The organism is Bradyrhizobium sp. T-12 (assembly GCF_058314695.1).
In genome coordinates this window covers 6,885,386-6,898,246 of sequence record NZ_CM177756.1, presented here as the reverse complement: position 1 = coordinate 6,898,246, position 12,861 = coordinate 6,885,386, and the positions used below count along the sequence as shown (strand labels likewise).

Below are 12,861 nucleotides of genomic sequence, written 5' to 3'. Positions count from 1 at the left end.
ATAGTCTATTCGCCATTCGCTACTCGCCATTCGCAGTCGAGCCTACCCCGCGATCTCCAGCCCCGCATTCGCATACACCACGCCGCCGTCGACCGCGACGGTGTTGCCGACCACGTAATCGCCGGCGCGCGAGGCGAGATAGATCGCCACCCCCGCCATGTCCTCGTCGCTTCCGATGCGCCGCGCCGGGATGCGCTTGGCGACTTCGTCGGCATGGTCGCGCGCGGCGCGGTTCATGTCGGACTTGAAGGCGCCCGGGGCGATCGCGGTGACGTTGATATTGTCCTTGATCAGCTTGGTCGCCATGCGCCGCGTCAAATGGATCACCGCGGCCTTGCTGGCGGCGTAGGAATAGGTCTCGCTCGGATTGACGAAGATGCCGTCGACCGAGGCGATATTGATCACCTTCGCCGGACGTTCCGCGCTTGCGGCCGCGCGCAGCGGCTTCGCCAGCGCCTTGGTCAGGAAGAACAGCGACTTGACGTTGAGGTCCATCACCTTGTCCCAGCCGCTTTCGGGGAATTCGTCGAATTCCGCGCCCCAGGCCGCGCCCGCATTGTTGACGAGGATGTCGAGCTTCGGCTCCAGCTTGATGATCTCGGAGGCGAGCCGGTCGCAGCCTTCGATGGTGGAGATGTCGATCGGCAGCGCGATGCATTCGCCGTCATATTGCGCGGTGAGCTCCTTTGCGGTCGCCTCGCACGGTCCGGCCTTGCGCGCGGTGATGTAGACCTTTGCGGCGCCGGCGCTGAGAAATCCCGCCGCGATCATCTTGCCGATGCCGCGCGAGCCGCCGGTCACCAGCGCGACGCGGCCTTTGAGCGAGAACAGGTCGTTGAACATGAGGCCTCCCTTGGTTTGGCGCTGTTTTGGGCGGGGAGGAGAGGGGAGTCAAGGAAGGGGCTGATGATATGCGAGTGTGGCGGGAAGGCGCTTCGACTCTCTCGATGTCGTCCCGCGTACGCGGGGACCCAGAACCCCAGGGGCAGTTGGGCGAAGATTCGTCGATCGGGACTGCGACCAACCGAGATCGATAAATTCCGCGGTATGGGTCCCTGCTTTCGCAGGGACGACGGCGGGGGATTGGAGCGCGCCTACGCCGCCGCGATCCGGCGGAAGCCGTTCCACATCGCGGTCGCGGCGCCCGAGGTCAGCACCGGCAGGATGCGAGCGTCCTGGTAGTTGCCGTTGAGCGAGACGCGCGGCAGCGCCGTCATCTGGCCGGCATTTTCGGCGAACAGCATGCCGGGCCGCGTCGTCACCGCGGTCTTGAAGCCGGCCGTCGCGGCCAGGCCGAATTCGCGCGTGCCCGCGGCCTCGCGGTCGCCATAGGGATAAGCGAGATGCAGCACGGGGCGCTCGAGCGCCTCTTCGATCCGCGCGCGGCTGGTGGCCAGCTCCTGTGCGGCGATGTCTTCCGCCTGCTTGGCGAGATTGCAATGGCTGACGCTATGCGCGCCGATCGTGACCAGCGGATCGGCTGCAAATGTCTTCAGCTCGGTCCAGGACAGGCAGAGGCTGCGGCACAGCGCGGCCATGTCGACGCCGTATGCCGTGCAGAGCGCCTCGATCTCTCGCTTGAGGTCATGCTCGCCCGGCAGCGCGCGCAGCCAGTCGTGCAGGCGGTCGTACGCGGCCTGCTTGGCCGCGGGCGTCGTCGCATCGAGCCGCAGCGCGGAATGGCCGATCTTGACGTCGATCTGCTCGGCTTTGGCGATCACGGCCTCCAGCGCCTCCCACCACAGCCGTCCGGTCCCTTCGGCAAAATCGCTCGCGACATAGACCGTCAGCGGTGCGTTGAATTCGCGCAGCACGGGCAGCGCATGGTCCAGATTGTCGCGATAGCCGTCGTCGAAGGTGAAGGCGGCGAAGCGGCGGTCGAACCGGCCCTGCACCAGCCGCTCATGCAGCTCGTCCATGGTGACGATGTCGATGTCGCGGGAGCGCAAATGGCACAGCGTCGCGCGCAGGAATTCGGGGGTGACCTCGAGATGCCGGTTCGGCTGGAACGCGGCCTCGCTGGCCGGCCGCACGTGGTGCAGCATGAAAATAGCGCCGACGCCCGACAAAAGCGGGCGCAAGAGGTGGTGCGCCCCGCTGAAGTAAAGTGCTCCCAGCCCGGCGCGGATGACGTTGTTACGCAGTTGTTTCATGACCGGCTGGCGGACTCTGGCATTCCGCTTTCAACTTACGGAAGAACCCTTGAAGAAAAAGTTATTCCGATTGTCCGACCCGTGCCCCCGGCAGGGCGCCATTTCCGGTTTGACAGCCTGCCAAGGGTTTGTTTTGTCTCCGTTTCCAGAGTTCGGGTCGTCGAATGCAGAAGCTTTTCAGGTGGGCCAGCAAATGGTGGCCGGGGTTGATTCCCCTGGCCGTCATGTGGGGATTTGCGGCCTGGAATAATACCTTACCGGTCGAAGCCGACCTCTCGGCCCGCAGCTCGGCCGCGCTGAAAGGGACCGTTCTGGACAAGACCCGGATCGCGGTCGACGGTCGCGACGTCAGCCTGGTCGCCGACGCCTTCTCCGAGGAGGGGCGCCGCGATGCCGTGACGGCGGTCGAAACCGTCCCCGGCGTGCGCCTGGTCGACGACCGGACCCGCCTTGTTCCCGAAGCCCAGCCGTTCGTCTGGAACGCCGAGCGCGACGTGGTGCGGGTGACGCTGTCGGGCTCCGCGCCCCTGCCGGCGATCAAGGGCCGGCTGACCGAGGCGGCCCGCAAGGAGGTCGGCGGCGCCGAGGTGGCCGACCAGATGGGCCTGGCGCGCGGCGCGCCGCCGCGCTTCGAAGCGGCCGCGATGCTGCTATTGGACCAGATCGGCAAGCTCAAGGACGGCAAGATCACGATCACCGACACCAAGGTCAATCTGTCGGGCATGGCGCGCGAGCTCGGCGGCCGTGAAGCGATCGCAGCCGCGCTGAAGAACCTGCCCGAGGGCTTCTCTGTCGCCGCCAACGACGTCAAGGCGCCGCCCTATATCTTCCAGGCCTACAAGGACCCGGTCGCCGCAACCGTGACGTTGACCGGCTACGTCCCCGACAACACCATCCACGCGGCGATCGCGACCAGCGCCGCGCGAAAATTCTTCACCGAAAAGGTCGTCGACAATCTCAAGGCCAGCCTCGGCGCGCCCGGCTCGTTCAACACCGCCGTGGTCGCAGCGCTCGGCGCGCTGTCACGACTGTCGACCGGCACGCTCGTCGTGTCCGATCGCGAGGTGAAGCTGTCGGGCGATGCGCTCTACGAGGGGGCCGCCAACGACATCCGCGCAGGCCTCGGCAAGGACTTCCCGAAGAACTGGCAATACAAGCCGGAGATCACCGTGAAGCCCGCGGCAGGGCCGGTCGACGGCACCGTGTGCCAGCAATTGTTCACGGACCTGCTGGCCAAGGGCAAGATCCGCTTCGCGCCCAAGCGTGCCGACATCGATCCGGATTCCGCCGCCATCCTCGATCATCTGATCGAGACGGCGCTGCGCTGCCCCACGACGAATGTCGAGGTCGCCGGACACACCGATGCGGATGGCGAGGACGGCTTCAACCGGGCTCTCTCGGAAAAGCGCGCGCAGGCGGTGATCGACTATCTGGTCAAGGCCGGCCTGCCCGCCAGCCGCTTCACCGCGGTCGGCCATGGCAGCACGCAACCCGTTGCCGGCAACGACACCGACGACGACAAGGCGCAGAACCGCCGCATCGAATTTCTGGTGAGGTGACGATGCCCTATCTCGTCTCGTTCCATCTGGGTTGGCTGATCGGCTCGGTGCTGCTCGGCTTCTGCATGGGCTGGATCTCGGTGGTCCAGCGCGGCAACGGCACATCGAAGGTGACCGCGCGCTGGCTCGCCGCGCTCGCCGCGGCCCTGGTCGCGGCCTCGCTCGCTCATGTCGTCCCCGGCCGCTTCGGCTATTGGCTCGACCTCGGCCTGATCATGTTCGCCTGCTACCTCGTCGGCTGCACCATCGGCGCCTGGCTGCGCGACCGCGTGGTGGCGCGCAGCATGCGGGCCGGCTAACCGCCGCCCCAGGTTCGCCCTCCGATCGGCACGCCACGAAGCACGCGAAAGACCGCGCTTGACAAGAATACGTACGTACGTATTATTTCGTCATGCCCAAGCCTTCGCTCAAAGACGCCATCCTCGACGCCGGCCTCAAGGTCATGTTCCGGACCGGCTATCACGGCACCAGCGTGCGTGATGTCACCGCAGCGGCGGGTGCCCCGCAGGGCTCCTTCACCAATCATTTTCGCTCCAAGGAGGCGTTCGCCTCGGAGGTGCTGGATCGCTATTTCGAGATCACGAAGGGATTGGTGGCGGAGGCTCTGGATGACGCCTCGCTGACGCCGCGGGCGCGGCTCAAGCGCTATCTCGACATCATCACCGGACGGCTCGAGGCCGACGGTTATGGCCGCGGCTGCCTGATCGGCGATCTCAGCCTCGAGGCGGCCGGCAGCAGCGAGATGCTGCGCACCCGTCTTTCCGAGATATTTGCCGAGTGGCGCCTGCCCTTCGCGGCCTGCATCAGCGAGGCGCAGCGCAGCGGCGAGATCGATTCCGAATTCGAGCCTGAGGAGCTTGCCGACTTCCTGCTCGCCTCCTGGCAGGGCGCGATCCTGCGCATGAAAGTCGACCGCACGCCCCAGGCGCTCGAGCGTTTCAAGACCATCGCCTTCAAAACTGTCTTCAAGGAGTCGACATGAGCCAGCAAGCCGAGATCCAGATCCGCTCCGTCGCCGTGCTGGGGAGCACGATGGCATATCGTGAGACGGGCCCGAAGGACGCGCCGGTCGCGCTCTTCCTTCACGGCAATCCGACATCGTCGCATATCTGGCGAAACATCCTGCCGTTGGTGTCCCCCGTGGCGCGTTGCATCGCGCCCGACCTGATCGGCTTCGGCCAGTCCGGCAAGCCCGATATCGCCTACCGCTTTTTCGACCACGTTCGTTATCTCGACGCGCTGATCGAGGAGCTCGGCATCGCCTCGGCCTATCTCGTTGCGCAGGATTGGGGCACGGCGCTCGCATTTCATCTCGCCGCGCGCCGGCCGGCCTTCGTGCGCGGCCTCGCCTTCATGGAGTTCATCCGGCCGATGCCGACCTGGCAGGATTTCCACCAGGTCGATGCCGCGCGCGAGACGTTCCGCAAATTCAGGACGCCGGGCGAGGGCGAGGCCATGATCCTGGAGGCCAACGCCTTCGTCGAACGCGTGCTGCCCGGCGGCATCATGCGCACATTGAGCGAAGAGGAGATGGCGCCGTACCGCACGCCGTTTCCGACGCCGGAGAGCCGCCGTCCCGTTCTTGCGTTCCCTCGGGAATTGCCGATCGCCGGCGAGCCCGCCGATGTTGCTCAGGCGCTGCAATCGGCGCATGCGTCGCTGAAAGCGTCCACATATCCGAAGCTGCTGTTCGCAGGCGAGCCGGGAGCCGTCGTCGCTTCAAGATTTGCCGAGACGTTCGCAGCCTCGCTGCAGCACTGCGCGCTCGTCCGCCTCGGGCCCGGCCGGCACTACCTCCAGGAGGATTACCCCGACGCGATTGGCCGCTCAATTGCCGGCTGGATCGCCGGCATCGAGGCAGTACGTCCCCAGCTTGCGGCCTGACGGAGGACGCGATGTCGATTGTCTGGGCTGACGACCTCGCCGGGATCGACTGGGACGAGCTCTCCGAGCTCTATCGCATTGCCCCGCTCGGCAACAAGAAGCCGGGCGATCTTGCGCTGGTGTTCGGCAACAGCATGTTTCGCGCCTTCGCCAGGGAGGGTGGCCGCCTCGTGGCCGCAGGGCGCGTGCTGGCCGACGGCCGCGACTGCGCCTATCTCTGTGATATCGCCGTGCACCGGGACTGTCAGGGGCGGGGTCTCGGCCGCGACATCATCGAGCGTCTGCTTGCGCATTGCCGCGGCCATCGCAAGATCATCCTCTATGCCGTGCCGGGCAAGGAGGGGTTTTACGAACGCCTGGGCTTCAGGCGGATGACCACGGCCATGGCGATCTTCGAGGATCAGGCCGCAGCCTATGGCCGCGGCTATTTGACCGCGCCTTGAGGCTGGGCACGGGAGGCCGCGACCTTCCGGCGCATCGGACAACCCGTGAACGAAGCCGGGATTGCCCCCTCTTTCAACAGGGGGGCGCCGTCCATAGATTGATTTCGGCTTAAGGCGGTGACGGAACAATGTGCGGCCGAAATCATCAAAACTTCACGGCGCCTGCGCAGGATTGCCAGGGAGATTCGCGTCAAGCCTTGCCGCCGAAGGCGCCAAACCGTGCATCAGGAGCACATAACCCTGCCTAAAATATTGAAGGCACGTGTTTTTGTTCGAATTGGCGAATTCCACTCCGCCCGAAAACGCGCTAGTGGAGGGGCGGGGGGCATGCGCGATGCCGGAGCCGGCGGCGAGGGGTCGTCGTGTGCCTGTGCGCCGTCCTGTCCGCCGGCCGTTCTGGCCGCTGAAGCGTTGTTCGAGGTCTAGATGCTGGAAGCCATACGCAGGGCGATATCGTTTCTGCGCGAGAAGCAAATCCTGCATAAGCTTGGCGTTGTGATCAGCGTCGCGGTCATCGGCATCGCTTGCTATGTGCTCTACCACATGCTGCGCGGCATCGATTTCAACGAGGTCCTCGAAGCGATCAAGAGCACCGAGCCGAGCCAGATTGCGATGGCGGCGCTGTTCGTCGCCGCGGGCTATTTCACGCTGACCTTCTACGATCTGTTCGCCGTGCGCGCGATCGGCCACGCCCATGTGCCCTATCGCATCAACGCGCTTGCGGCCTTCACCAGCTATTCCATCGGCCACAATGTCGGCGCGTCCGTCTTCACCGGCGGCGCGGTGCGATATCGCATCTATTCGGCCTACGGGCTGAACGCAATCGACGTCGCCAAGATCTGCTTCCTCGCCGGCCTGACCTTCTGGCTCGGCAATGCCGCCGTGCTCGGCCTCGGCATCTCCTATCATCCCGAGGCCGCCGCCTCGATCGATCAGCTGCCGCCATGGCTGAACCGGACGCTGGCGCTGGCGATCATCGCGGGGCTGGTCGGCTACGTGGTCTGGGTCTGGACCCAGCCGCGCGTGGTCGGCCGAGGGCCCTGGACCGTGGTGCTGCCGGGCGGCCCGCTGACGCTGCTGCAGATCGCGATCGGCATCATCGATCTCGGCTTCTGCGCGCTCGCAATGTACGTGCTGGTCCCGGACGAGCCCAATCTCGGCTTTGTGGTCGTCGCGGTGATCTTCGTCTCGGCCACCCTGCTCGGCTTCGCCAGCCATTCCCCCGGCGGGCTCGGCGTGTTCGACGCCGCCATGCTGGTCGGCCTCTGGCAGATGGACCGCGAGGAGCTGCTCGGCGGCATGCTGCTGTTCCGCGTCCTCTATTATCTCTCGCCCTTCGTCATCTCTGTAATCTTGCTGACGTTTCGCGAAGTTATCATCGGCGCACGATCGAAGCGCCTGCAGCAGGCGGCGCTCAAGCTCGACCCCGGTCCGGCGCGTGAAGCCGCTTACGTGAGAGAGCGTAGCGACGGCGCCAAATCTTAGGACCAGAGTCCACGACAGGCCCTTTAGGAGAAGTCCGCCCCGATGGCGATCGACGCCCCATCTTCTCCCTCCACCCAGCCCTGGTCCGACCGGCTGCGGCACTCGACGATCATCCTGATCGCCGCGGCGCTTGCGCTGTCCGTCATCGTCTCGCTCGGCGAATTGTCGGCGCTGCACGCCGCGATCGTGTTCCTGTGCATCGCCGCCGCTGCGCTGATCCCGTGGCGCCTGCATGATCCCGCCGCGTCCCGCGACGACGTCAGGCGCATCAACCCGGTCGAGAGCGCGGCGGTGGCCGCGGTCGTCGCCGGCATGCCGGATCCGGCGGTGCTGCTCGACCGTGCCGGCCGCGTCATCCACCTCAATGCCGCCGCCGCCCAGCTCGCGCCGGCGCTGCGCCGGAACGAGCTCGCCCAGTTCGCGCTGCGCTCGCCGGAGATCATCACGGCGCTGCGCGAGGCGATCGCGACCTCCGAGCCGCGGCGCGCGACCTATCTCGACCACGTCCCGGTCGATCGCTGGTTGGAGCTGACGATCACGCCGGTGCCGGTGCCGACCAGCTTCGGCGGCACCGACAAATGCATGCTGATGACCTTCCACGACCAGACGCCGCTGCGCCGGGTCGAGGAGATGCGCGCCGACTTCGTCGCCAATGCCAGCCACGAGCTGCGCACGCCGCTGGCCGCGCTGTCGGGCTTCATCGACACGCTGCAGGGCCAGGCCAAGGACGATCCAAAGGCGCGCGAGCGCTTCCTCGGCATCATGCACAACCAGGCCACCCGCATGGCGCGCCTGATCGACGATCTGTTGTCGCTGTCGCGGGTCGAGCTGTCGGCCCATGTCCGCCCCGACACCCTGGTCGATCTCTTGCCGATCATCCGCCAGGTGGCCGACGGGCTCGAGCCGCTGGCGCGCGAGCGCCAGGTCGAGGTCGAGATTCATCTCCCGGATGGGCCGGTGATGATCGCGGGCGACCGCGAGGAGCTGCTCCGCCTGTTCGAGAATTTGATCGAGAACGCGCTCAAATACGGCGCCTCCGGCGGACGCGTCATCGTGTCGCTGACCTCCGCCGCGGCCACTGACGGAACTCAGGAAATCCGGATCACGGTGCGCGATTTCGGCCCCGGCATCGCGCCCGAGCACCTGCCGCGGCTGACCGAGCGGTTCTACCGCGTGGACGTGGGCGACAGCCGCTTGCAGGGTGGAACCGGGCTCGGATTATCGCTGGTGAAACATATCCTTAACCGCCATCGCGGCCGGCTTTTGATCGAAAGCGTGCCCAAGCAGGGCGCCACTTTCACCGCCTGTTTTCCCCAGATCAAGACTCCCGCATCGACCTGAAACGCGAGCAATTTCAATAGCTTGCTGGTGTCATCCGACTGTCACGATACCTTCGTAAAAGCACAGCCGACCGCTCCTAAAGGGGGCGGCGCGGGGAGCGCGATCGGGCGCGGATGGCGCTTCGCTCCCCCCAATGGAGACCAGCATGAATTTCCTCAGAACGATCGTCGCTGCCGGCTTGGTCGCCGCATCGACGACGGTGGCGCTTGCCGCCGACATCACGGGTGCCGGTGCGACGTTCCCGTTCCCGATCTATTCGAAGTGGGCTGACGCCTACAAGAAAGAGACCGGCAATGGCCTGAACTACCAGTCGATCGGTTCCGGCGGCGGCATCAAGCAGATCCAGGCCAAGACCGTGACCTTCGGCGCCAGCGATGCCCCGCTCAAGGCCGAGCAGCTCGAGAAGGACGGCCTCGTGCAGTGGCCGATGGTGATGGGCGCCATCGTTCCCGTGGTCAACCTCGAGGGTGTGAAGCCGGGCGAGCTGGTGTTCGACGGCGAGACGCTGGCCAACATCTATCTCGGCAAGATCACCAAATGGGACGACGCTGCGATCAAGAAGCTCAATCCGAGCGCGAAGCTGCCCTCGGACGCCATCACCGTGGTCCGCCGCTCGGACGGTTCGGGCACCACCTTCAACTTCACCAACTATCTCTCCAAGGCCAGCGCGGACTGGAAGAGCAAGGTCGGCGAGGGCACCGCGGTCGAGTGGCCGGTCGGCGTCGGCGCCAAGGGCAATGAAGGCGTGTCGGGCAACATCAGCCAGACCAAGAACTCGATCGGCTATGTCGAGTACGCCTATGCCAAGCAGAACAAGCTGACCTACACCGGTCTCGTCAACAAGGCCGGCAAGCCGGTGCAGCCCACCGTCGAAGCCTTCCAGGCGGCCGCCTCCAACGCCGACTGGGCCAAGGCGCCCGGCTATTACGTCATCCTGACCGACCAGCCCGGCGAGAAGTCGTGGCCGATCACCGCGGCGACCTTCATCCTCATGCACAAGTCCGCGACCGACAAGGCGGCCTCGCAGGAAGCCATCAAGTTCTTCCGCTGGGCCTTCAAGAACGGCGGCAAGGCGGCTGAAGAGCTCGACTACATCCCGATGCCGGACAGCGTCGTCCAGCTGATCGAGAAGACCTGGGCTGCCGAGATCAAGAGCTAAGCGCTCTCCTCTCGTGTCCCGACGCGCTGCAACGTGAAACGTTGCGGCGCAGAGCCGGGACCCACAAACGCTAGGCCCCGGATCGGCGGCGCACCGCTACGCGCTGCACCGCATCCGGGGCACAAGACCAACAAAAAAGTGTAGTCTTTGGTACAGGGGATCGGCGTGGCAGAAATGGCCGTTCAGAGCGATGTAATCGACGACGCCGGACCGTATGACCGCGCCAAGGCCTTGAGCGCGTTCAAGCTCGGCGACGTCACCTTCTACTGGATCACGCGGCTGTCCGCGATCTCGGTGCTGCTCATTCTCGGCGGCATCATCATCTCGCTGATCGTCGGCGCGTTCCCGGCGATCAAGGAATACGGCCTCTCCTTCCTGTGGACGCAGCGCTGGGCGCCGTCCGCCGATCCGCCGGTGCTCGGTGCGCTCGGGCCGATGTACGGCACGCTGGTCACCTCCTTCATCGCGATGCTGATCGCCATTCCCGTCGGCCTCGGCATCGCCATCTTCCTCACCGAGCTCTGCCCGCAATGGCTGCGCCGCCCGATCGGCATGGCGATCGAGCTGCTCGCCGGAATCCCGTCGATCATCTACGGCATGTGGGGCTTCTTCGTGCTGGGGCCGTTTCTGGCCAACACCTTCCAGCCCTTCATGATCAGGATCTTCGACGGCGTCCCCGTGCTGGGCGCGATCTTCGCAGGTCCCCCGTCCTATCTCAGCCTGTTCAACGCCGCGCTGATCCTCGCCATCATGGTGCTGCCCTTCATCACCTCGATTTCGGTCGACGTGTTCAAGACGGTGCCGCCGGTCCTCAAGGAAGCCGCCTACGGCGTCGGCTGCACCACCTGGGAAGTCGTCCGCAGCGTGGTGATCCCCTACACCCGCGTCGGCGTCATCGGCGGCGTCATGCTGGCGCTGGGCCGCGCGCTCGGCGAGACCATGGCGGTGACCTTCATCATCGGCAACTCGTTTCGCATCTCGTCGTCGATCTTCGCCCCGGGCACCACGATCTCGGCGGCGATCGCCTCCGAATTCGCCGAGAGCGACGGCCTGCATCAGTCCGGCCTGATCCTGCTCGGCCTCTTGCTGTTCGTGCTGACGTTCTTCGTGCTCGCGGCGGCGCGGCTGATGCTGATGCGGCTGGAAAAGAAGGCGGGGAACTAGCGCCATGAATCCGATCTATTCACGCCGCCGCCGCAAGGATTTCATCATCCGCGGCCTTTGCTTCGCGGCTGCCGCCTTCGGCGTAACCTGGCTCGCGCTGATCCTGATCACGCTGCTCTACAACGGCGTGGCGGGCCTGAACGTTCAGCTCTTCACCGCGGACACGCCTCCGCCCGGCTCGACCGAGGGCGGCCTGCGCAACGCCATCGTCGGCTCGATCATCATGACCGTGCTCGGCGTCGGCATCGGCGCGCCGCTCGGCCTGTTCGCCGGCACCTATCTCGCCGAGTACGGCCGCAACGACAAGCTGACCTCGGTGATCCGCTTCATCAACGACATCCTGCTCTCGGCGCCCTCGATCATCATCGGCCTGTTCATCTACGGCGCGGTGGTGGTGCCGATGCGCGGCTTCTCGGCCATTGCAGGCGCGCTGGCCCTTGCCGTGATCGTCATCCCGGTCGTGGTGCGCACCACCGAGGACATGCTGCTGCTGGTGCCGAACCCGCTGCGTGAAGCCGCCAGCGCGCTCGGCCTGCCGCGCTCGCTGGTGATCAAGCGGATCGCCTATCGCGCGGCGCGCTCCGGCCTCATCACCGGCGTGCTGCTGGCCACCGCGCGCGTCGCCGGCGAGACGGCGCCGCTGCTGTTCACCGCGCTGTCGAACCAGTTCTTCAGTCTCGGCCTGGACAAGACGATGGCGAACCTTCCGGTCACCATCAACAACTTCGTGCAGAGCCCCTACGCCTATTGGAAGCAGCTCGCCTGGAGCGGCGCCCTGCTGATCACCCTGACCGTGCTTGCCCTGAACATTGGCGCCCGCATCATCGGCGCCGAGAGGACTGCAAAATGAGTGAAATCTCTGTTTCCGTCAGCGCGCCGAGCGTTCACCCCGGCTCGCAGCCGCTGCCCGAGGCGCCAGCCAAGGTCACCGCGCGCAACCTGAATTTCTATTACGGTGAGCATCACGCGCTGAAGAATATCAATCTGGCGCTCGGCGCCAATCGCGTCACGGCCTTCATCGGCCCGTCGGGCTGCGGCAAGTCCACGCTGCTGCGCATCTTCAACCGGATGTACGACCTCTATCCGGGACAGCGCGCCACCGGCCAGCTGTTGCTCGACCACACCAACATCCTCGACCCCAAGCTCGACCTCAACCTGCTGCGTGCCCGGGTCGGCATGGTGTTCCAGAAGCCGACGCCGTTCCCGATGACGATCTACGAGAACATCGCCTTCGGTATCCGCCTCTACGAGAAAATCTCGAAGTCCGAGATGGACGACCGGGTCGAGAAGGCGCTGCGCGGCGGCGCGCTGTGGAACGAGGTCAAGGACAAGCTCAACGCCTCCGGCCTGTCGCTGTCCGGCGGCCAGCAGCAGCGCCTCTGCATCGCCCGCACCGTCGCGGTGCGGCCTGAAGTGATCCTGTTCGACGAGCCCTGCTCGGCGCTCGATCCGATCTCGACCGCCAAGGTCGAGGAGCTGATCCAGGAATTGTCCGAGAACTACACGATCGCGATCGTCACCCACAACATGCAGCAGGCGGCGCGCGTCTCCGACAAGACCGCCTTCATGTATCTCGGCGAGCTGATCGAGTTCGACGACACCAGCAAGATCTTCACGTCGCCGAGCGATCGGCGTACGCAGGATTACATCACCGGCCGGTTCGGCTGAGGAGA

Annotated in this window: 13 protein-coding genes; 11 read left to right on the top strand and 2 right to left on the bottom strand. The window is 65.6% G+C overall.

Annotated features, from left to right (window positions below; translation table 11 throughout):
• Window positions 1-42: 42 nt before the first annotated feature.
• Window positions 43-843: an SDR family NAD(P)-dependent oxidoreductase gene (locus AC0WRY_RS33000; protein WP_491122442.1), complete on the bottom strand. Its 801-nt coding sequence runs from the start codon at window positions 841-843 to the stop codon at window positions 43-45.
• A gap of 251 nt (window positions 844-1,094) precedes the next feature.
• Window positions 1,095-2,153 carry a polysaccharide deacetylase family protein gene (locus AC0WRY_RS32995; protein ID WP_194404883.1) on the bottom strand — a complete coding sequence of 353 codons (1,059 nt, stop codon included), beginning with the start codon at window positions 2,151-2,153 and terminating at the stop codon, window positions 1,095-1,097.
• Window positions 2,154-2,317: 164 nt separating this feature from the next.
• Here AC0WRY_RS32995 and AC0WRY_RS32990 point away from each other — a divergent pair, with 164 nt between their 5' ends.
• The 11 genes from AC0WRY_RS32990 (at window position 2,318) to pstB (ending at window position 12,856) form a co-directional block, all read left to right on the top strand.
• Window positions 2,318-3,712: an OmpA family protein gene (locus AC0WRY_RS32990; protein WP_194404882.1), complete on the top strand. Its 1,395-nt coding sequence runs from the start codon at window positions 2,318-2,320 to the stop codon at window positions 3,710-3,712.
• A gap of 2 nt (window positions 3,713-3,714) precedes the next feature.
• Window positions 3,715-4,011 carry a hypothetical protein gene (locus tag AC0WRY_RS32985; protein WP_194404881.1) on the top strand — a complete coding sequence of 99 codons (297 nt, stop codon included), beginning with the start codon at window positions 3,715-3,717 and terminating at the stop codon, window positions 4,009-4,011.
• A 92-nt stretch (window positions 4,012-4,103) separates the two neighbouring features.
• Window positions 4,104-4,694: a TetR/AcrR family transcriptional regulator gene (locus AC0WRY_RS32980; RefSeq protein ID WP_194404880.1), complete on the top strand. Its 591-nt coding sequence runs from the start codon at window positions 4,104-4,106 to the stop codon at window positions 4,692-4,694.
• Window positions 4,691-5,596 carry a haloalkane dehalogenase gene (locus tag AC0WRY_RS32975; protein WP_194404879.1) on the top strand — a complete coding sequence of 302 codons (906 nt, stop codon included), beginning with the start codon at window positions 4,691-4,693 and terminating at the stop codon, window positions 5,594-5,596. Before AC0WRY_RS32980 ends, AC0WRY_RS32975 begins: the two co-directional genes overlap by 4 nt.
• A gap of 11 nt (window positions 5,597-5,607) precedes the next feature.
• Window positions 5,608-6,039 (top strand): GNAT family N-acetyltransferase, encoded by a 432-nt coding sequence (locus AC0WRY_RS32970; protein WP_194404878.1) that lies wholly within the window; start codon window positions 5,608-5,610, stop codon window positions 6,037-6,039.
• Between the two features lie 426 nt (window positions 6,040-6,465).
• A complete protein-coding gene (locus AC0WRY_RS32965) occupies window positions 6,466-7,524 on the top strand; it encodes a lysylphosphatidylglycerol synthase domain-containing protein (protein ID WP_194404877.1) in 1,059 nt (352 codons plus the stop codon).
• Between the two features lie 42 nt (window positions 7,525-7,566).
• The gene (locus tag AC0WRY_RS32960; protein ID WP_491122441.1) at window positions 7,567-8,865 is read left to right on the top strand and encodes an ATP-binding protein; all 1,299 of its coding nucleotides are present in this window, start codon (window positions 7,567-7,569) and stop codon (window positions 8,863-8,865) included.
• A 145-nt stretch (window positions 8,866-9,010) separates the two neighbouring features.
• A complete protein-coding gene (gene pstS, locus AC0WRY_RS32955) occupies window positions 9,011-10,024 on the top strand; it encodes a phosphate ABC transporter substrate-binding protein PstS (RefSeq protein WP_194404875.1) in 1,014 nt (337 codons plus the stop codon).
• A 174-nt stretch (window positions 10,025-10,198) separates the two neighbouring features.
• Window positions 10,199-11,188, top strand: coding sequence for a phosphate ABC transporter permease subunit PstC (pstC, locus tag AC0WRY_RS32950; RefSeq protein WP_194408488.1), 990 nt, complete (start codon window positions 10,199-10,201; stop codon window positions 11,186-11,188).
• Between the two features lie 4 nt (window positions 11,189-11,192).
• A complete protein-coding gene (gene pstA / locus AC0WRY_RS32945) occupies window positions 11,193-12,038 on the top strand; it encodes a phosphate ABC transporter permease PstA (protein WP_194404874.1) in 846 nt (281 codons plus the stop codon).
• Window positions 12,035-12,856, top strand: coding sequence for a phosphate ABC transporter ATP-binding protein PstB (pstB, locus tag AC0WRY_RS32940; protein WP_194404873.1), 822 nt, complete (start codon window positions 12,035-12,037; stop codon window positions 12,854-12,856). The genes pstA and pstB overlap by 4 nt, the downstream gene beginning before the upstream one ends.
• Window positions 12,857-12,861 lie beyond the last annotated feature (5 nt).

What these genes read in the sequence shown, in the direction of transcription:
- AC0WRY_RS33000 (WP_491122442.1), bottom strand. Translation starts at nt 843, where the DNA reads ATGTTCAACGACCTGTTCTCGCTCAAAGGCCGCGTCGCGCTGGTGACC.
- AC0WRY_RS32995 (WP_194404883.1), bottom strand. Translation starts at nt 2,153, where the DNA reads ATGAAACAACTGCGTAACAACGTCATCCGCGCCGGGCTGGGAGCACTT.
- AC0WRY_RS32990 (WP_194404882.1), top strand. Translation starts at nt 2,318, where the DNA reads ATGCAGAAGCTTTTCAGGTGGGCCAGCAAATGGTGGCCGGGGTTGATT.
- AC0WRY_RS32985 (WP_194404881.1), top strand. Translation starts at nt 3,715, where the DNA reads ATGCCCTATCTCGTCTCGTTCCATCTGGGTTGGCTGATCGGCTCGGTG.
- AC0WRY_RS32980 (WP_194404880.1), top strand. Translation starts at nt 4,104, where the DNA reads ATGCCCAAGCCTTCGCTCAAAGACGCCATCCTCGACGCCGGCCTCAAG.
- AC0WRY_RS32975 (WP_194404879.1), top strand. Translation starts at nt 4,691, where the DNA reads ATGAGCCAGCAAGCCGAGATCCAGATCCGCTCCGTCGCCGTGCTGGGG.
- AC0WRY_RS32970 (WP_194404878.1), top strand. Translation starts at nt 5,608, where the DNA reads ATGTCGATTGTCTGGGCTGACGACCTCGCCGGGATCGACTGGGACGAG.
- AC0WRY_RS32965 (WP_194404877.1), top strand. Translation starts at nt 6,466, where the DNA reads ATGCTGGAAGCCATACGCAGGGCGATATCGTTTCTGCGCGAGAAGCAA.
- AC0WRY_RS32960 (WP_491122441.1), top strand. Translation starts at nt 7,567, where the DNA reads ATGGCGATCGACGCCCCATCTTCTCCCTCCACCCAGCCCTGGTCCGAC.
- pstS (WP_194404875.1), top strand. Translation starts at nt 9,011, where the DNA reads ATGAATTTCCTCAGAACGATCGTCGCTGCCGGCTTGGTCGCCGCATCG.
- pstC (WP_194408488.1), top strand. Translation starts at nt 10,199, where the DNA reads ATGGCCGTTCAGAGCGATGTAATCGACGACGCCGGACCGTATGACCGC.
- pstA (WP_194404874.1), top strand. Translation starts at nt 11,193, where the DNA reads ATGAATCCGATCTATTCACGCCGCCGCCGCAAGGATTTCATCATCCGC.
- pstB (WP_194404873.1), top strand. Translation starts at nt 12,035, where the DNA reads ATGAGTGAAATCTCTGTTTCCGTCAGCGCGCCGAGCGTTCACCCCGGC.